At 33.9% G+C, this 20246-nt stretch carries 16 protein-coding genes; 6 read left to right on the forward strand and 10 right to left on the reverse strand.

Annotation, left to right across the window (positions count from 1 at the left end):
* Positions 1-13: 13 nt before the first annotated feature.
* Positions 14-1123, reverse strand: coding sequence for an extracellular solute-binding protein (locus H3T80_RS04260; protein ID WP_198201144.1), 1110 nt, complete (start codon positions 1121-1123; stop codon positions 14-16).
* 312 nt (positions 1124-1435) lie between these two features.
* Positions 1436-1930 (reverse strand): serine protease inhibitor ecotin, encoded by a 495-nt coding sequence (gene eco, locus H3T80_RS04265; RefSeq protein ID WP_232350096.1) that lies wholly within the window; start codon positions 1928-1930, stop codon positions 1436-1438.
* 104 nt (positions 1931-2034) lie between these two features.
* On the opposite strand from eco, the gene ydiK reads away from it, so the two are divergent.
* Both ydiK and pssA read left to right on the forward strand, forming a co-directional pair.
* Entirely contained in the window at positions 2035-3087 is a 1053-nt protein-coding gene (ydiK, locus tag H3T80_RS04270; RefSeq protein ID WP_198200224.1) for an AI-2E family transporter YdiK, read from the forward strand.
* A 138-nt stretch (positions 3088-3225) separates the two neighbouring features.
* The gene (gene pssA / locus H3T80_RS04275) at positions 3226-4581 is read left to right on the forward strand and encodes a CDP-diacylglycerol--serine O-phosphatidyltransferase (protein ID WP_198200229.1); all 1356 of its coding nucleotides are present in this window, start codon (positions 3226-3228) and stop codon (positions 4579-4581) included.
* A gap of 64 nt (positions 4582-4645) precedes the next feature.
* On the opposite strand, the gene H3T80_RS04280 is transcribed toward pssA, so the two are convergent.
* The 3 genes from H3T80_RS04280 to H3T80_RS04290 form a co-directional block, all read right to left on the reverse strand.
* The gene (locus H3T80_RS04280) at positions 4646-5617 is read right to left on the reverse strand and encodes a sugar-binding transcriptional regulator (RefSeq protein ID WP_110447627.1); all 972 of its coding nucleotides are present in this window, start codon (positions 5615-5617) and stop codon (positions 4646-4648) included.
* A gap of 260 nt (positions 5618-5877) precedes the next feature.
* On the reverse strand, positions 5878-6171 hold the full coding sequence (locus H3T80_RS04285; protein WP_198200230.1) for a hypothetical protein: 294 nt from the start codon (positions 6169-6171) through the stop codon (positions 5878-5880).
* A 193-nt stretch (positions 6172-6364) separates the two neighbouring features.
* Entirely contained in the window at positions 6365-8338 is a 1974-nt protein-coding gene (locus tag H3T80_RS04290) for a TonB-dependent receptor domain-containing protein (RefSeq protein ID WP_198200231.1), read from the reverse strand.
* Between the two features lie 170 nt (positions 8339-8508).
* Between H3T80_RS04290 and H3T80_RS04295 the strand changes: the two genes are divergently transcribed.
* From H3T80_RS04295 to H3T80_RS04310, 4 genes are all read left to right on the forward strand, one after another.
* Complete coding sequence (locus H3T80_RS04295) at positions 8509-9429, forward strand: ABC transporter substrate-binding protein (RefSeq protein ID WP_198200232.1); 921 nt, start codon at positions 8509-8511, stop codon at positions 9427-9429.
* Between the two features lie 184 nt (positions 9430-9613).
* Positions 9614-10195 (forward strand): hypothetical protein, encoded by a 582-nt coding sequence (locus H3T80_RS04300; protein ID WP_198200233.1) that lies wholly within the window; start codon positions 9614-9616, stop codon positions 10193-10195.
* 545 nt (positions 10196-10740) lie between these two features.
* Positions 10741-12063, forward strand: coding sequence for a 30S ribosomal protein S12 methylthiotransferase RimO (rimO, locus tag H3T80_RS04305; protein ID WP_198200235.1), 1323 nt, complete (start codon positions 10741-10743; stop codon positions 12061-12063).
* Between the two features lie 9 nt (positions 12064-12072).
* Complete coding sequence (locus H3T80_RS04310) at positions 12073-13461, forward strand: MATE family efflux transporter (RefSeq protein WP_198200237.1); 1389 nt, start codon at positions 12073-12075, stop codon at positions 13459-13461.
* A 108-nt stretch (positions 13462-13569) separates the two neighbouring features.
* Here the strand turns inward: H3T80_RS04310 and tkt are convergent, their stop codons facing one another.
* The 5 genes from tkt to H3T80_RS04335 form a co-directional block, all read right to left on the reverse strand.
* A complete protein-coding gene (gene tkt, locus H3T80_RS04315) occupies positions 13570-15576 on the reverse strand; it encodes a transketolase (RefSeq protein WP_198201152.1) in 2007 nt (668 codons plus the stop codon).
* A gap of 114 nt (positions 15577-15690) precedes the next feature.
* The gene (gene tal / locus H3T80_RS04320; protein ID WP_065613207.1) at positions 15691-16641 is read right to left on the reverse strand and encodes a transaldolase; all 951 of its coding nucleotides are present in this window, start codon (positions 16639-16641) and stop codon (positions 15691-15693) included.
* A 625-nt stretch (positions 16642-17266) separates the two neighbouring features.
* Positions 17267-17503 carry a FeoC-like transcriptional regulator gene (locus H3T80_RS04325; protein ID WP_110447618.1) on the reverse strand — a complete coding sequence of 79 codons (237 nt, stop codon included), beginning with the start codon at positions 17501-17503 and terminating at the stop codon, positions 17267-17269.
* 31 nt (positions 17504-17534) lie between these two features.
* A complete protein-coding gene (feoB, locus tag H3T80_RS04330) occupies positions 17535-19862 on the reverse strand; it encodes a Fe(2+) transporter permease subunit FeoB (RefSeq protein WP_198200240.1) in 2328 nt (775 codons plus the stop codon).
* On the reverse strand, positions 19859-20098 hold the full coding sequence (locus H3T80_RS04335; RefSeq protein WP_198200241.1) for a FeoA family protein: 240 nt from the start codon (positions 20096-20098) through the stop codon (positions 19859-19861). The genes feoB and H3T80_RS04335 overlap by 4 nt, the downstream gene beginning before the upstream one ends.
* Between the last annotated feature and the right edge of the window lie 148 nt (positions 20099-20246).

Genomic DNA, 20246 nt, shown 5'->3' on the forward strand with positions numbered 1-20246 from the left:
CATTTTCAAACGGTTATTTACCCGTTTTCAATTTTGTCCATGTGCGAGTAATCACACGTTCAAGTTTAGGTTCTTTCACCGTTAAAGTGAATAATTTTTCCATCACTTCTGGTTTTGGATAAACCGCTGGATCATTTTTCACTTCTGGCTTAACAAACTGATCATTTGCAACTTTATTAGCGCTAGCGAAATTAACATCATTAGTAACTTGAGCTGCAATTTCAGGTTTCATAACAAAGTTCAAAAACTCATGAGCCTCATCAGGATTTGCAGAATCTTTTGGAATAGCAAAAGTATCAAAGAACACTAATGCGCCCTCTTTCGGAATTTGATATCCAACATGCACACCATTTTTAGCTTCGTTCGCTCTATCACGGGATTGTAAAATATCACCTGACCAACCTAAAATCACACAAATATCACCATTAGCTAAATCAGTAATATATTGAGATGAATGGAAATAACGGATATTTGGTCTTACTTTTTCCAACAATTCGTAAGCTGCACCAGTATAATCTTTTGCATCAGTACTATTTGGATCTTTACCTAAATATTGAAGAGCACTTGCTAAGATTTCAGTTGGAGCATCTAAGAATGCCACACCACAATCTTTAAGTTTTTCCATATTTTCGGGTTTGAAAACTAAATCCCAACTGTCAACAGGAGCATCCTCTCCAAGACGTTCTTTAACTTTATCAATGTTATAACCAATACCAGTAGTCATCCATACATAAGGGATTGCATACTTATTATCTGGATCATGGTTAGCCATTAATTTCATTAAATTAGGATCAAGATTTTTCCAATTAGGCAATTTACTTTTATCTAACGGTAGATAAATATCAGCTTTAATCTGTCTAGCTAAAAAACTATCTGAAGGTGAAACTACATCAAAACCAGAATGACCGGCCATTAATTTACCTTCAAGAGCTTCATTGGAATCATACACATCATAAACCAGTTTAATACCAGTTGATTTTTCAAAATCAGTGATTGTGCTATTACCAATTTGACCGGCCCAGTTGTAAAAATGCACCACACGGTCTTTAGCTACAGCAGATTGAGATAATGCTAGTGATACACCAGCGATGATTGAAAGAATTGTTTTACGTTGAGTAAACATGCTCACCACTTCTCCTCTAGTTAGGGATATTACATGTTAGACACAAGCCCATTGTTTAATACAACGGACCCCCAAATTTTACCATTATTACTCATTAAATAATATGGTGAAACCGAGGTAATCAGGCAATCACAAGTTATTAATATAATTAATGAACATGTCGAGCTAACCTTGCATTACGAGGGATAAAATACCTTTTTTTTTTCAGATGTCTACTTAAAAAATCAAATATTCTAAGATTAAGGGCTAAGTGACTATATTTTAATCAATCAACCCTTTTTTAGCTAGCTATTAACAATTAATTTACTTTTTTTATTCGGCACTAGCTTGCAAAATTTTTGCTTCTGGTTGCCATACACGATATTTAACCGTCAAATCGTTTGGAACGTAGAATACTAATGGTAAACGGCTGTTATAATTCAATAAACCTAACTTATGGTTGATAGAAACAAATTTATTCTCGTTAGCGCCTTCAGGGCAAGCCATCATTGTAGAAATGCTACCTTTAGTTTCTTCAACGACATAGTAAGAATACCCCCAACCTTTAAGCTCTTCTTCTTTAACAATTCCACCTAAACTTTGAGTATTGCAATCAACATTCATCTCTTTACCAATTAAAATCTCTACTTTAGCATTAACTTCATCTTTTAAGTTAGGTAGATGAATAACATAACGAGTAGAGCCTACTTTTGCATCCGGATAGGGAGCAATTTCATTTAGTTTTTGCACCTCTTGCGGCGCTTTTTGCGTATTTGCGCAAGCAGATAATGCCACCCCCATCAAAGCTAATAACATTAATTTTTTCATGTTTATTTCTCCAATAAAATTGTCTAACTTAATACGTCAACGTATGCTTTTTAGAACATAATGCGTATAATAACATTATCTAGATTAATGAATATGAGATAAAAATGCCAGCAGAAAAAAAAACTGATGATTTATTAAAATTAATTCTGAATTTACTCTTAATAGGCTTACTTATTGTTCTAACTTATCGAGTGATTGAAGTATTCCTATTTGGCTTTTTTTGGGCAGTAATGGTGGTTATTGCAACTTGGCCATTAATGATCAAAATTCAACAAAAACTCTTTAATAAACGTTGGTTATCTTTATTAGTCATGGCAATAATTCTGGCATTTGTCTGCGTTATTCCTTTTATTTTAATCATTAGTAGTGTTGCTCAAAATGGTCACTATCTGGTCGAATGGGTTAGAACTTTATCACATCGAGAATTACCTACCTTCGACTGGTTGGTAAATATTCCTATGTTTGGCGAAGAAGTCCACCAAAAATGGCTTGAACTTATCAAAACAGATGGTTCACAATTAATATCCGATATTCAACCTTATATAGGTATTATGATTGGTTGGCTTTTAGAGCAAGTAACCAATATTGGAGTTTTTATTTTCCATGCCGGTGTCATGATTATTTTTAGTCTATTATTGTTTCTTAAAGGCGAAAGTATCACTAAATATGTTTATGTTTTGGCTAATCGTCTATCTAAACAATACGGCACAACTACTGTTACCTTAGCAGGCCAATCAATACGAGCGGTGGCATTAGGCGTAGTTGTCACTGCTATTACATTAGCATTAATTGGCGGAATGAGTTTTATCTTTACAAAAATGCCATTTCCAGGCATTTTAACGTTAATATTATTTATCTGCTGCGTCGCTCAAATTGGACCTGTTATTGTCATGTTAGGTTGTATCATTTGGCAATTTTGGGATGGGCATATTATATCAGGCATAGTTTTAATTGTTGTGGCTATCATTTTGACCACCCTAGATAGTGTAATGCGAGCATATTTGATAAAGAAAGGCGCCGATCTCCCCTTCCTACTTATCTTATTTGGGGTAATTGGCGGAATTCTAGCCTTCGGAATTATGGGTTTATTCATCGGCCCTGTAGTCTTAGCCTTAAGCTATAAAATTATTCAACAATGGGTTAATGAACAAGCTTAAAAACATAATTAGGTATAGAAAAGAGTCAATAAACCGATCTATTAAATTATAGATTAACCCCTGAATAATAGGAGTATTATGTTCTGACGCAAATTGTGGTATTCTACACTTTGTGTCAGTTTTAATGATATTTAGAACATGCGAATACCCTTTATAAAATATAATCATCAAAAACATTTAAATGAATTAGCCAAGCTTGAACAAAAAGCCGAACAATATCAAATTGTTTACGATCCTAAATCTTATAGAGTTGCGTTGCTTGAACAGATTAAAAAAGCTCAACATCGTATCTATATTGTTGCACTTTATTTAGAACAAGATGAAGCTGGCCGAGAAATTCTTGATGCGCTTTATCAAGCAAAAATTCAACAACCAAACTTAGATATTAAAATTTTTGTTGATTGGCATCGTGCTCAACGAGGTCGAATTGGTGAAGATAAAACTAAAACGAATGCGCGTTACTATTATGATTTGAAACAACAACATCCATCTATTGATATTCCGGTTTATGGGGTGCCGGTTAATCGTCGAGAAGTTCTAGGTGTATTACATTTAAAAGGATTCATAATTGACGACACTGTAACCTATAGTGGTGCTAGCATAAATAATGTTTATTTATATAAACTTGATAAATACCGTTATGACCGATATCACTTTATCACTAATAAAGTTTTAGCGGATACAATGGTAAATTATGTTAATGATAATTTTCTGCCACTTGATGGCGTTCAACGGTTAGATGTCAGTGAACATAAAACACGTAAACAAATTAAGTCAGAAATTAAACAACTACGCCAACATCTTATGGATGCTAATTATCAATACACGGGAAATTGTGATAACGATACTTTATCCGTTGCACCAATTGTAGGTCTTGGCCGAAATAATCAGCTGAATAAAATTATTCACCATCTAATAAACACAACTGAACAGAAAGTCACTTTTTGTACACCTTATTTTAACTTACCTAATATATTAGTGCGTGATATCATCCGTTTATTAAGAAAAGGTAAGCAAGTTGAAATCATTATTGGTGATAAAGTAGCTAATGATTTTTATATTCCAGAAGATAAACCATTCAACATCTCCGGCGGTTTACCTTATTTATACGAAATCAACCTAAGAAATTTTGTTGAACGCTTACAAAATTATATAGATAAACAACAGTTAACTATTAGATTATGGAAAGATGAAGATCAAACTTATCATTTAAAAGGTATTTGGGTTGATGATGAGTGGATGATGATTACAGGTAATAACCTTAATCCAAGAGCTTGGCGTTTAGATCTGGAAAATGCCATACTTGTTCATGATCCTAAACATGAATTACAGCAACAGATGAAACAAGAACTCACAACTATTCGTGAAAAGACAACAATCGTCACCCATTTCCAACAAATTCAAGCAAGCCAATTCTATCCCAAACAGGTACATAAATTAATTAAACGTTTAAGCCGGATTAGAGTGGATAGAATTATTAAGCGATTATTATAATTAAATTCGATTTAGATTAATCAAGACTATTTGTAATGTGTATACAAATAGCTTATTAGCTAAATTAGATTTTATTTTGTTGTAAACTTAATATAGTTCTAGCGTTTGAAGCACTTGTCGCAATGATATCAATTACGCCCGAACGTAGTGCACCTAAAATTGCTGTTGCTTTGGTATTTTCCGAAGCAATAGCAATAACACATGGAATATTACGTAATTCTTCAATACTTAAACCAATCACTCGATCATTCATGGTTGTATCGATAGGGTTGCCATTGATATCAAAAAATCCATATCCGGCAATATCACCAATCACACCTTGATTTAATGTTGCATAGGTCACTTCTTGTGGAGTAAACCAACCCAATTGCACCATATAACAGTTTTCATTCATATCGCCAATACCAACTAAAGCAATATCGGCTTTAGCCGCTCTTTCCAATGTATCTTTGATAACCCGATTTTGGGTAAATGCCCTTTTGAGTTCACTGTTTTCTACATAAGCTGGTGCATACAAAGTCTCACTAGTTGCACTAAATTTTCTGGCTAAACTTCGACTAATATGATCAGCATCAATAATTTCACCAACACGCTGAGTACCACCTATGCCACAAATAAATTTACACTGTTTTTCAGGAAACACACCAACATGGCTGGCAATAGCAGCAACATTACGCCCTTGTCCCACGGCCACTGTCATACCATTTTTTAAAGTACTAGACAGATAATTCGATACCAGTGCAGCAACTTGTCTACGTTGCTCCTCTTCGTCTTGATGATCTAAAGCAATTAAAGCTCGTTTAATACCAAAATGGTTAACAAATTGCTGTTCAATGCGAGAACTAAATATCGGATGATATTTAACACTTATTTCAACGATTCCTTCTGCTCTAGCTTTTTTTAGCAAACGACCAACTTTAATGCGTGAAAGACCAAATCGCTGAGCAATTTCTTCTTGAGTTTGTTCATACTCATAGTATGCGACTGCAATTTCAGTAAGTAATTCCGACTCTTGTTTATCTTCAAATATAACCATTAAATTTGCCTTTCAACACTTTAGCAACTTCTTGCATTCATAACAGATAATATATTACAAAATCCTTTAGCTTGCTATGTATTACGACCAATAAATAATTCAATGAGATAGGATATTTAATTAAGCTTGATAAGTTTGTTATCTATTAATGATAATTGATAGGAAATCTTGATGAATTGAAAGCCTAAAAACCCCTTTCCTCAAAATTTTTATAATGAAAAAATTAGCTGAGCTGAATAAATACAGGCTAGGGGCTAATATTACTTTTCTGGTGTTTTTTTCTTCCGTGATTTTTGTTTAGTTAATTGTTTTTTTAAGCGCATTCTTGTTCTTGACTCAGCAAATAACCGATCTCTTTCAGCCTTCTTCTGCTGCTTTTGTTGCTGTTCTTCTTTTTCCCATTGCTTAACCTTCCATGTTGACCATATTTTAAACACTTGCCATAAAACAAAAAGTAAAACTACCGCAAATATTGCTGCATACGGGTCAAAGACAAATTTAGATCTAGATAGATTAACTAATACAATATTATTAGCATATACAGGTGAGTACATTAAAAACAATATAACAATAAATATAATTTTACAGCCAAATTTGGACATGAATTAATTTAAAATCCCTTTTTGAAATAATCCGAAATCATAACGAATAAACTAAAATATTTATGTATAGTATATTATTAATAAAAAATGGCTGAATTAACAGCCACTCAATATTTATAATAACAGTTTTATTGATGAATATTAATTAGAAATTAATTTCAGTACCAATAAAATAGCGACGACCTTCTAAGGTTTTACCGAAATCGTCGTTAGAAACATCTCTATCAAATAAATTATAAACACCACCATAAATCTTAGCATTTTGGTTTATTCGGAAAGATGTACCCACATCCCAGAAAGTATAACCTGGATATTCAATTTTTTTACCGCTACGATCCGTGGTTGATTCCACTCCATAGTAAGCAACTTTAGTCCATAAATCCAATTTTTGAGTTAAATTCCAATCTAGTTGCGCATTGAACTTTTGTTTAGGCGTACGATTTAAAGATTTCCCCTTATTTGGACCAGTTTTTTGTTCTGTTTTAGTCCACGAATAGTTAGAACTTAATAAGAAATCAGTAAATAAAGGTGTTTTAAATGATAATTCTAAACCTTTAAGATCAGCTTTATCCACATTTTCTCGCCCTTGAACAAAATCAAATTTTTCACGATAACCATTGATTTGGCATTTTCTTGATCCCGCAATACCACGACAAATATAATAAGACTGGATTTTATCTTTATATTTGGTATAAAAAGCTGTTGCAGATGCATCAATACCATAATCATTGGTATAACCAACGCCTATTTCAAATGAATCCGTTTTTTCGGGTTTTAGATCGGGATTACCCATTATCATTCCTTTATTACCTGTTCCTGATCCACCAGTAACCTGTCCCCAATCTGAGACAACTTGGCGTAGTTGTGGTGTTGCAAATCCAGTTGAATAACCACCTTTTAAAGTAAAATTATCATCAATATTCCAGACACTATAAACTCGTGGATTCCAATTACTACCATAGTTTTCATCTTTGTTATAACGTAAACCAGCCGTTATACTCCAGTTATCAAAAATACTTATTTCATCTTCAGCAAATAATGCATAACTCCAACGATCAATTTTGGTTAAAGCTTTGTTTAACTGGTTACCTCCATCATGAAGTTCTTGGTAAGTATATGCTCCACCAGCAGTTAACATATTAATCGAGAAAGGAATTGTCACACGAGAATCAACATTAGTATTACGAATTTTCATTTTTCTTTCGGGATTATTATTACCTTCATGAGAAATAAAGGATGTCGTTGATACATCGCCAAATAAACCATTATGCGTTAAAGCAAAAGAGTTGCGACGGTTATCTCTATTGAAATCACCGCGATTAACAGGTCTTGTTTTTCCACCTGTAGCATTACTATTTTGTAAAGATCGGCCAAAGTCGAGATCAAATGTCTGGGTATCAGTAACATTAAGCGATAGTTTTCCATTCAGACTGCGTAATTTTTGTCCTGAATGACCATTTAAGAATTTATCTTCACTACGCTTGCTATATTGACCAAATAACTGAATACCTAAAATATCATCAATAATTGGCCCCATAGTCGAAAAACTACCAATGTAAGTATTTTTTTCATCAGAACGATAAGGGACAATTGATTCAACCCTTAAACCACCATGCCATTTGTTTGATACTTTTTTAGTAATAATATTAACAACACCACCCATAGCATCTGAGCCATATAAAGAAGACATAGGTCCACGTACAACCTCAATACGCTCAATAATGGTTAATGGAGGCAGCCAACCTTGTTCAAAACCAGAATTATCACTATTTGGTCTAGTTTCACGAGTACTAACTTTTTTACCGTCAATCAATAATAAGGTATATTTGGCATCCATACCACGAATGCTAATATCAGTTGAATCACCGCCGCCAGTAATTGTGACACCGGGAATATCTTTCAGAGCATCGGTGACATCACGATAAGGCTTTTTGCTAATTTCTTCTGGTGTGATCACTGAAATTGTTGCAGGAGCCTCTTTAATTTGTTGTGAAAATCCTGATGCTGTCACTACCATAGTATCAGTATTTTTATCATCAGCCGCCATCGCTAAACCTGATAATGATAATAAAATACTTGTATTTAAGACATGTGTAGCCAACTTAAACTTCGTATTCATTGTTATAACCCTATTAATTATATTGATATTTTGCAAAGAAATCTGCCGATAACAATATACTATATGAGAATAATTATCAATATCCTTACGAAAAATTATTTATTACTAGACAATTAACATACCTTAAACAATAATAGTTATCATTTGCATCATACATATAGGAACTAATTATGAATACTAAGAAAAAACTATTATTAAGTAGCTTAGCAGCGTTAATGTTAGGTTTGACTGGTTGTCAATCGTCAATTACAGTAAATCCTGATAATAAACAATCAGTTGTTGTGCCTAAATCACCAAATAAAATTGTAGTGATGAATTATGGAGCCTTAGATACATTAGATGCTTTAGGTAAAGGATCAATTGTTACAGCAACACCGCTTTCTGTTCTTCCGACTTATCTTCAACAATATAAAAATGCAAACGTTATTGATACAGGTAATATGAAAGAACCAAATATTGATGCAATCAAACAAGCTAAACCACAATTAATTATCATTGATGGCCGACAAGCAAGCCATACGGAAGAATTCACTAAAATTGCACCAGTCATTAATTTAAGCGTTGATGCCAAAAACTATCTTGAATCAACCAAAAACCATATCAATGTATTAGCAAATATTACTGGTACTGAAGAAACAGCTAACAACCTAATTCAATCATTAGATGCCAAATTAAGTAAAGCTCAATCTGTTGCTCAAGCTAGTGATAAAAAAGCAATTGTAGCTATTCACAATGACGGTAAAATGATCCTTATCAATGCAAGCTCTAGCGCAGCATTAATCCATGATGTGTTACATGTAAAACGGGCAGTGCCATTAGCGCCACAACCAACCAATGGTATTGGAAAACCAAAACCAACCTTTATTGATAATAGTTACATCAGTAAAGTCAAACCAGATGTTATTTATGTTGTAGACCGTAGTAAAGCAATTGGTCAGTCAGCGATGAAAGACGATTTCTTCAATGCAAAAGTATTAGCGAAAAGCAAAACGGAAGTTGTTTATTTAACACCAGATCTTTGGTATTTATCAGGTGGTGGAGCTGAAAGTTTAGATCGTCAAATTGATGAAGTAATTAATGCATTAAAATAATTTGATTTTTTATGATAAATTAACTTCCTTTCACAAAAGCCCTTATCATTATAAGGGTTTTTTAATTAATAGCTTTGCCTTGCCCTTCCTCAGAATATTTCACATACTCCCTATCAAATGATTGATAAATGTTTTTTATTGTTTATTATTACACGCCAATTTAATATAAGGTGAGTAAACATTAATGAAAAAACTATTGTTAGTTGCAGTATTATTTCCTTTTATGGTTCACGCGCGTGCGGATGCTCCAATAGGTTTAACATGGGGGGCACCAATATCGGACATTGTTTCAAAATATAAAGCAAAAGAAATAATTGAACAAAATGATTTGATCATATATGAACTACCTAACCCTCCTATAACGTTACCTAATTTTACTTCATATAAGTTATTAGCTCATAAGCAATTAGGTTTGATAAAAGTAGTATTAAGTGAGGAAATTACAAGGGATCCGTATGGAGTTGAAGGTAAAAATGCATATTTTAAATATAAAGAAGCATTAACAAAAAAATATGGCAAAGCGGAATCTCTTGAAGAAATCGGTCTAAAAGTATATAGAGAAAGTGACGAATTTTATCAATGTTTAGGATATCAAGGTTGTGGCGTCTATTTTTCTAACTTCAAACAATCTGGTATTAGTCTACTACTAGAAGGAAATCGCCACGCAGAAGGTAAACTAAAAATTATATATGAATCCGATCTTTTCTTCGAATATTATGGGGATGAAGACCAGCAAAATGAAATAAAAATTTATGAAGGGCTTTAATAAAACAGTTTTAATAACTCTTAATTTGATATGGTTAGAGAGGATATTTTTAATTGATATTAATTAGAATTAAAAACTAAGTTAATAAGTTACATCATATTCATCTAACATAATGAAAATAAAAATAATTAAACAATAAGTCAAATCTTGTTAGATAAAGTAGCTCAATAATATAGAGCTTATAAAAATAATGTAATAATTGAATATTGAAAGGAAAGAATAGATGCAAAGGATATTAATATTAGTAAACCGACAAATACGGTTTATCGATATTATCGGTTACACATAATCAACCAATAAGATTAAATTACAGATGATATTGAAGCATCCTTTATTACGGATACACTTCAACTTATTTACGATAGATGGCGTGTTATAATACATGCCATAAGAAATTATATTAATTCAGATAATAACTCGCTAAAAATTTTTTATTTGGTTCAAATTAAATATGTTAAAATGCCCGCCTGTTGTCATAATCTAAATTGGCAAACTTTTAAATTCTCGATAAATACCTCAATAAATTTTAAATTATTATAAATATTATGAATACATCATCCCCTACTATTGGATTTGTGAGCCTTGGTTGTCCTAAAAATTTAGTTGACTCTGAGCGAATTTTAACTGAATTACGTACACAGGGTTATCAAGTTGTACCTAGCTACGATAATGCAGATTTAGTAATTGTTAACACCTGTGGTTTTATTGATAGTGCGGTACAAGAATCATTAGAAGCCATTGGCGAAGCGCTAAATGAAAATGGAAAAGTTATTGTGACTGGTTGTCTTGGCGCAAAAGAAGATCAAATCCGTGATGTGCATCCTAAAGTACTTGAAATATCAGGACCACACAGTTATGAAGCTGTACTAGAACATGTTAATAAATACGCGCCAAAACCTTCCTATAATCCATTTACTAGTTTAGTGCCCGAACAAGGCGTAAAACTAACACCAAAACATTATGCTTATTTGAAAATATCAGAAGGCTGCAACCATAGTTGTTCATTCTGTATCATCCCTTCATTACGTGGTGAAATGATCAGTCGACCGATTGGTAATGTGCTTGATGAAGCAAAACGTTTGGTTGATGGAGGAGTAAAAGAGCTATTAGTTATAGCTCAAGATACATCAGCTTATGGTATTGATATAAAAAACCGAACCAATTTTTGGAATGGTATGCCGTTAAAAACCGATATTCATACCCTTTGTGAACAATTATCTAGTCTTGGTATTTGGGTACGTCTACATTATATGTATCCTTACCCTAGTGTGGATAATTTAATTCCATTAATGGCTGATGGCAAAATCTTACCTTACTTAGATGTGCCATTACAACACGCTAGCCCCACTGTATTAAGATCAATGAAGCGACCTGGTACAATTGAAAGAACACTTGAAAGAATTCATAAATGGCGAGATATTTGTCCAGAAATCACCCTACGTTCAACTTTTATCGTCGGTTATCCAGGTGAAACCGAACAAGATTTTGAATTACTGCTTGATTTTCTTTCTCAAGCACAGTTAGATCGTGTCGGTTGTTTCCCATATAGCCCAGTTGAAGGTGCTGCAGCTAATCAATTAGCCGACCAAATACCTGAACATATAAAACAAGAACGCTTCGATCGTTTTATGCAATTACAACAGACAATTTCAACCTGTAAGCTACAAAACAAAATTGGTAAAACATTGTCTGTGCTTATCGATGAAGTGGATGATGAAGGTGCAATTGGACGGAGTATGGCTGATGCACCAGAAATAGATGGCGTTGTCTATCTAAATGAAGAAAAAGCTGTTAAAGTTGGTGATATTGTTCAAGTCAATATTGAACATTCAGATGAATACGATTTATGGGGAACTGTACAACAGTAAATACAATCAATGAAATTACATTATCGAAGTGAAATTAATAATTTAATCACCTTAGCTATTCCTGTCATGATTGCCCAAATATCACAAACAGCAATAACGTTTGTTGATACAATTATGGCTGGCAATTACAGTAAAACAGCCTTATCAGGTGTTGCTATTGCGGTATCCATTTGGTTACCTACAGTTTTATTTGGTCAAGGGCTATTGACTGTATTAACCCCCATTATATCAAACTTAAATGGTGCAGCTAAACGTGAGCAAGTTGCCGATCATACACGGCAAGGTGTGGTGATCGCATTAATTTTATCGGTGATCATAATGTTAATTCTCTATCATTCAGATAGAATAATTAGTTTAAGAAGCTCTAATGATAACCCGATTGATCCAGAAATGGTCGAAGTTGCCGTCTCTTTTTTACGTGCAATTATGTGGGGAGTACCTGCATTTCTACTATTTTTAGTTTACCGCAATCAATGTGAAGGTTTATCTAACACAAAACCTGCCATGGTGATTATATTCATTGCTTTACTAGCTAATATTCCAATTAACTATATTTTGATTTATGGCAAATTAGGCTTACCTGCGTTTGGTGGTGTTGGTTGTGGCATTACCGCAGCAATAATTTTCTGGTTAATGTTTGGTTTAATCCGTTTATATACTTTAACTACCGCTAGCCAACGAGATATTCGTAAAACACCATTAACAAAGCTTGTTGACTTTTCCATTATCAAAAAAATAGTGGTTTTAGGAATGCCTCTAGCCCTTGCTTACTTTTTTGAAATGAGCTTATTTGCTGTCGTTGCTTTACTTATTGCCCCTCTCGGACAGATAACGGTGGCAGCACATCAAATTATTTTTACCATTAGTAGCTTAACATTTGCAATTCCATTATCTCTTGGTGTGGCAACCAGTATTCGCGTCGGTTATCTGTTAGGAAAAGGAAAACCAAGTTTAGCTAAACAAACAGCTTTCATCAGTTTGCTCATATCGTTAGTCATTGCTGTTATCGTAGCACTAATTTTAGTGGTATTTAGAACACCTATTGTTACGATATTTACTAAAGAGGCTGCGGTTATAGCTATTTGTCTACAACTCATCATCCTATTAGCTATTTACCAAGCTTCAGATTATTTACAAGTAGTGGCAAGTAATGTATTACGTGGTTACAAAGATACAAAAAGCATCTTTTTTATTACTTTATTGTCTTATTGGGTTGTTGGATTACCAGTTGGTTATATTCTAGGCTTAACAGATCTGATAATGCAGCCAATTGGTGCTGCTGGATTTTGGATAGGGATTATATTAGGACTTGCTGTTGCTGCATTTCTGTTAATTGCGAGAATGGTTTACCTACAAAAGCAACCAAAAGAAATAATATTAAAACGAGCTTCGCGATAATTTAATTAATATACCAAAGTAAATAAATAATTCAAATTATAGTCTTTTAATTTGATTAGATTAAAAAAGCCACCGATAAGGTGGCTTTTTACTATTAAAATAACTTTATTATTTTAATAAACTATTTGCTTGTTCTAGAACGTTTTCAACTGTAAAGCCGAATTTAGCAAATAATTGTTCGGCTGGACCAGATTCACCGAAGCTTGTCATACCGATAATTTTACCGTTTAGGCCAACATATTTATACCAGAAGTCACTAATACCTGCTTCAATAGCTAAGCGAGCCGTTACAGATGATGGTAATACTGATTCTTTATAAGCTTGATCTTGTTTATCAAATGCATCGGTTGATGGCATTGAAACAACACGTACTTTTTTACCTGCTTCAGTAAGTTTATGATAAGCCTCAACTGCTAGTTCGACTTCAGAACCAGTGGCAATTAAAATAAGTTCAGGAGTGCCATTACAATCATTTAAAATGTAGCCACCACGATAAACATTGGCTAATTGTTGTTCGGTACGTTCTTGTTGTTTAAGATTTTGTCTAGAGAAAATCAACGCAGTTGGACCGTCTTTACGTTCAACAGCATATTGCCAAGCAATAGCTGATTCAACTTGATCACAAGGACGCCAAGTACTAACATTTGGAGTAACACGTAAGCTTGCCATCTGCTCAACAGGTTGGTGAGTTGGACCATCTTCACCTAAACCAATTGAGTCATGCGTGTAGACAAATAAAGAACGAATTTTCATTAAAGCGGCCATACGGACTGCGTTACGCGCATACTCCATAAACATCAAGAAAGTTGCACCATAAGGAATAAAGCCACCATGTAAAGCAATACCATTCATGATTGCAGACATACCAAATTCGCGGACACCATAATGAATGTAGTTACCATCTGGATTAGCTAAAATCTCTTTAGAGCCTGACCACATAGTTAAATTACTTGGTGCTAAGTCAGCTGAACCACCTAAAAATTCAGTTAACACAGGCGCAAAAGCTTCAATGGCATTTTGCGAAGCTTTACGGGTAGCAATTGTTGCTGGATTTGCTTGTAGCTTATTAACAAAATCTTTAGCAACCTGTTGCCAATTACTTGGTAAATCACCATCCATACGACGTTTGAATTCTTTTGCTAGTTCTGGATAAGCTTTTGCATATGCATCAAAGCGAGCATTCCACTCATCTTCACGTTGTTTACCAGTAGCTTTTGCATCCCATGCATCATAATAATCTTTTGGAATTTCAAATGCAGGATATGACCAACCTAAAGCTTTACGAGTTGCTTCTATTTCAGCATCACCAAGTGGTGCGCCATGGCAATCATGACTTCCAGCTTTATTTGGAGAACCAAAACCAATAACAGTCTTACACATTAATAATGATGGTTTATCAGTTACAGCTTGTGCTTGCTCAATAGCCTCAGCTAATGCCTTAGCATCATGGCCATCAATACCACGAATAACATGCCAGCCATATGCTTCAAATCGTTTAGCGGTATCGTCGGTAAACCAACCTTCAATTTCACCATCAATTGAAATACCATTATCATCATAAAAAGCAATTAATTTGCCTAATTTAAGTGTACCTGCTAATGAACATACTTCATGAGAAATCCCTTCCATCATACAACCATCACCCATAAATACATAAGTATGATGATCAACTATGGTATGTGCAGGTTTGTTAAATTGAGCTGCTAATGTTCTTTCAGCAATAGCCATACCGACAGCATTAGCAATACCTTGACCTAATGGACCTGTTGTTGTTTCAATGCCCGGAAGATGTCCAAATTCAGGATGACCTGCGGTTTTAGCATTTAATTGACGAAAGTTTTTTATGTCATCGAGGGTTACGTTATAACCAGTCAAATGTAATAAGCTATAAATTAACATTGATGCATGACCATTTGATAATACAAATCTATCCCGATCAGCCCAATTAGGATTGGTAGGATTGTGTTTTAAAAATCCTCGCCAAAGGACTTCAGCCATGTCTGCCATCCCCATCGGCGCACCTGGATGGCCTGATTTCGCTTTTTGCACGCCATCCATGCTTAATGCTCTTATCGCATTGGCTAGTTCGCGGTGGGATAGTGTGGTTACATTCATGTTCATATTCTCCAAAATATATTTTAAATATTCATTGATTGTCTACAAATAGTAGACAAATAAAACGCTTTCGTAACAAAACAAAAAGGGGAATATATTCCCCTATTCTATTAATTAAAGTAGTGCTCCGATCATATCTTCTAGTTTACCCTGATCGACAGCAAATGCACGGATGCCTTCAGCTAATTTTTCAACGGCCATAGCATCACTATTATGCTGCCATCTAAACTCAGCTTCAGTCATTAATGCTGGACGCTCAACTAAGGTTTGATTTGGATCTAATTTACGCACTACTGGGGCACTTGATTTTTGCATCTCAGACAATAAATTAGGGGAAATAGTTAAACGATCACAACCCGCCAATGCTAAAATTTGATCAACTTGTCTAAAACTAGCCCCCATGACAATAGTCTTATAACCATGTTGTTTATAATAGTTATAGATATTACGTACTGAAACTACACCAGGATCTTGGTCAGCAATATAAGGATCAATAGGTTTCTTAGCTTGATACCAATCATAAATACGACCAACAAATGGTGAAATTAAAAAGGCATTAATCTCGGCACAAGCACGCGCTTGAGCGAAAGAAAACAATAAAGTTAAATTACAGTTAATCCCTTCTTTTTCTAAAACTTCAGCAGCTTTAATACCTTCCCATGTAGAAGCGATTTTAATCAGAATTTTTGATTTATCAATGCCTTTTTGTTTATAAAGTTCAACAATTCGACGAGCTTTTTCAATACAAGCTTGGGTATCAAATGATAACCTTGCATCAACTTCAGTCGAGATTCGCCCCGGAATAGATTTTAGAATTTCAGCGCCAATGTTTACCGCTACTTGGTCACAGGCATTAACCAATTGCTCAGCTTTACTACCACCTAGTTTTTTAGCTGTTTCAATAGCAGAATCAATTAAATAACGATATTGAGGAAGTTGAGCAGCTTTTAAAACAAGCGATGGATTAGTTGTTGCATCTTCAGGAGAAAACTGTTTAATCGAATCGATATCACCAGTATCAGCAACAACTACAGTTAATTTTTTGAATTCATCTAATTGACTCATACATCTAATTCCTCTACTACATGTTTTTTAAACACGGTTATAATAACATTTATTAAGTAATAAAACGACAAGGTTTCGTCGTTTCGGTTAAGGTCTTTTTGGCTAAAAATGAACAAGAACGATAAAACTACAATTTGATCTGAATAAGCTATCGATAAAAACGAAAAATATTTTTATTCCATAAACATTAACTAACTTTTTAGCACATCAAAATCAACAAGTAATTAATGTAACAAGTTGACTCTTAATATTTATCTAATTATCTAATTATCTAATTATCTAATTCAATAGTTAGTAAATTTTTTAATTAAATTCAAACCAAGGATATCTTTTTATTACTTTTATCGGTTTTATATTTTTCTTTTTTTTCACCAAAATGAACATAAGTTCATATTAATATCATTTGTAATTTTGAGATACAAATAAATTTAATTTTGTGACATAAGTCGCAAAAAAATAGCAAATTAAAGATAATTTAATTTTTAATGGCGGATAAAAAAGTGGATTTAACTCTAAAAAAAGCAAAAAATTAAAATAATTTGGCTGGAATTTATCAAAGGTTAGATACTAATACTTTTGATACAATCAAATTAATTTTAGCCATCAATTGATTGTATAAGATATTCTACTCAATCCATACATAGCTTGCATAAGCGTCTAAATTACAACTTATACACGTTGAACACTGTTTACCTGCACAAGTTAATAAATCACGTTTAATTAATTTTATTAACCCTTTTTTAACCCAAAAATTTAGCATAGGTTCAACAGCGCTGGTAGACAAACGAAAGTGACGAGCCACATCTTGTAGATTAGCTCGTCCTTGTAACTGAATATAATCACGAATTGCAGTAATTAACATATTATTCAATATTTAACATTAACCACTAATTTTATTCACAACAACCTGATTGGTTTTTGTGAGATCGTGGTTTTGGTAAGTAATATTGATTAAAGCAAGGTAAACGACCGATTTTACGCATAATGATAAAAATGAAAGTAATAAATCCTCCAATAGCTATCAACCAATAAGGCGCACATGAAGATTGGCCTAATAAACTAAATTGGTAATAAATCGTTGCAGACAACCAACCTATAACAAAGGTCCAAATAGCAACAAATATCATCCATTTTAGCCCTGTTTCACGATAGATTGTGCCTAATGCTGCTGCACAAGGTGTATAAAGCAACACGAAAATAAGATAGGCAATAGCTGAAGATGATGTAACAAATGAATTACTTATTTTCGATACCGTAGTTGAGTCGACAAACAATTCATTTTGTAGACTGTTTTCATCTTGATTAATACTTGATAGACCTAGCGGATCAGCGATTGCGTTAGTTAAATCAATAAAACGATCTGGAATGGTTTCTAACGCTGACTTGATGCCATTATAAAAACAAAATTGCGCTGGTTGTTCCGTTTGATGATCCATTGAATAGAGTGAATTTAAAGTTGCCACAACGGACTCTTTAGCAAAAATCCCGGTAAAAATACCTACTGTTGCAGGCCAATTTTGCTTGTCAATTCCCATAGGTGTAAATACAGGAGTAACTTTTTGTCCCATAACTGATAACACAGAGTGATTTGAATTTTCATTCCCAAATGAACCATCAGTTCCTAAGGAATTAAAGAAGCTAAGCACGGTTACCATAACGACAATAGCTTTTCCTGCTCGTAAAACAAAGCTTTTCAAACGTTGAAAAGTTATTCTCAACATACTCCGTAATGTCGGAAGACGATAAACGGGCATTTCCATAATAAATGGCGTTAATTCACCTTGTAACAGAGTATTTTTTAATATAAATCCCGTTAGCATAGCTACTAAAATACCCAGCAAATACAGCATAAAGACAATAATCGATGCATGATTAGGAAAAAATATTACAGCAAACAAAGCATAAATGGGTAATCGAGCACTGCAAGACATAAACGGAATTAAACAAATTGATAAAATACGATCACGAGGGCTATCAAGTGTCCTCGTTGCCATAATTGCGGGTACTCCACAACCAAACCCCATTAACATGGGTACAAACGCTTTACCGGGTAAACCAATGCATCGCATAAAACGATCAACAATCATTGCTGCTCGCGCTAAATAACCTGAATCTTCCAAAAAAGATAGCACAAAAAACATCGCCGCAATAACCGGTATAAAAGTCGATACCGTGGTGATGCCATTACCAACCCCATCAGCTAAAATAACCGTTAACCAAGTTGGTGTATCTAGCATATTTAAGAGATAAGTAAAGCCATTAACAAAAATGGTACTAAATACCCCTTCAAAAAAATCGACAAAAACTGAACCAAAATTAATCGCAATAAAGAACATGCTATACATTGCGAGTAAAAAGAATGGAATACCAGTAAAACGCCCTAAAGCTAATTTATCCAATTTTTCAGTAAGATTAATATTGGCCTCTCTAGGCTTATCAATCACCATCTTGCAAAGAGCATCAACCGTATCATAACGTGCACTTGCAAGTGCTACGTCAATCTGATTATCGAAATTGATCGATAATAAACAACGACAAGCAGCTAACTTTTCGTTTTCTAAAAAATCTAAAGATTGATTTGCCTCATTAAGCAAAGCTTCAATTAACTGCCAACGATTAAATTGTTGTATCCGACTGGTTGCAGGCAATTCACCTAAATATCGGTTAAATACCTCTTGTGCATCACTACTTAGCGTATCAATGGTTGGCATTGCAATCTTTAAATTCAATGTGCTAGCTTCAATTTGCTGATAAAATTTTGATAATCCAGTTTTTCGCGTAGACGAAATCGCAATAATCGGACAACCTAATGCTTTGGTTAATTTATCGATATTTAATCTTTCTCCCATAGCTTTAAGTGCATCAACCATATTAAGCACAATTATCATAGGTACTTGCATATCAATTAACTGAAATGTCAAATATAAACTGCGTTGTAAATTTGTTGCATCAATAACATTAACTATCAAGCTTTTGTTATCAGCTAATAGAAACTGCCGAGTAATAAATTCATCTTGAGCAATACCGATTGGTTCTGGCTCAACAGAGTAAGTGCCCGGTAAATCAACAATATCATAATGGTTATTTTGATAAGCAAACGAACCAGATTTGTGCTCAACGGTTACCCCAGGCCAATTACCTACACGCTGTTTTGAACCAGTTAATAAATTAAATAATGTCGTTTTGCCACAATTGGGATTACCAACTAATGCAATTTTCATGCGACAACCTCAACTTCAATTGCAGCCGCTTCACGACGGCGTAAACACAGTTGAAAACCACGCAAATTAATTTCAATTGGATCACCTAATGGCGCGATTTGCATCACAGTCAACTTACATCCGGGTGTCATTCCCATAGCTAAAAGCTTCTTGCGAAAAGGCAAAGAGTCAGGTAACAGACGTTTAATAACAGCTTCACGTCCTTGAGAGAGGTGATCAAGCGTAAATGAAGACATCATACTTCCTATCAAGTAAGGTTGTATTTTAAAAATGACAATATTTTAAAAGATAATCATTCGCATTTTTAGCAATTAACTGCGAGTAAATTGCAAAAAACATCTAAAATAAGTGAAAATTATTGCATAGATAGGAAAAAACGAATAA

The organism is Gilliamella sp. W8145 (assembly GCF_016101145.1).
Classification (GTDB): Bacteria; Pseudomonadota; Gammaproteobacteria; order Enterobacterales; family Orbaceae; genus Gilliamella; species Gilliamella apis_A.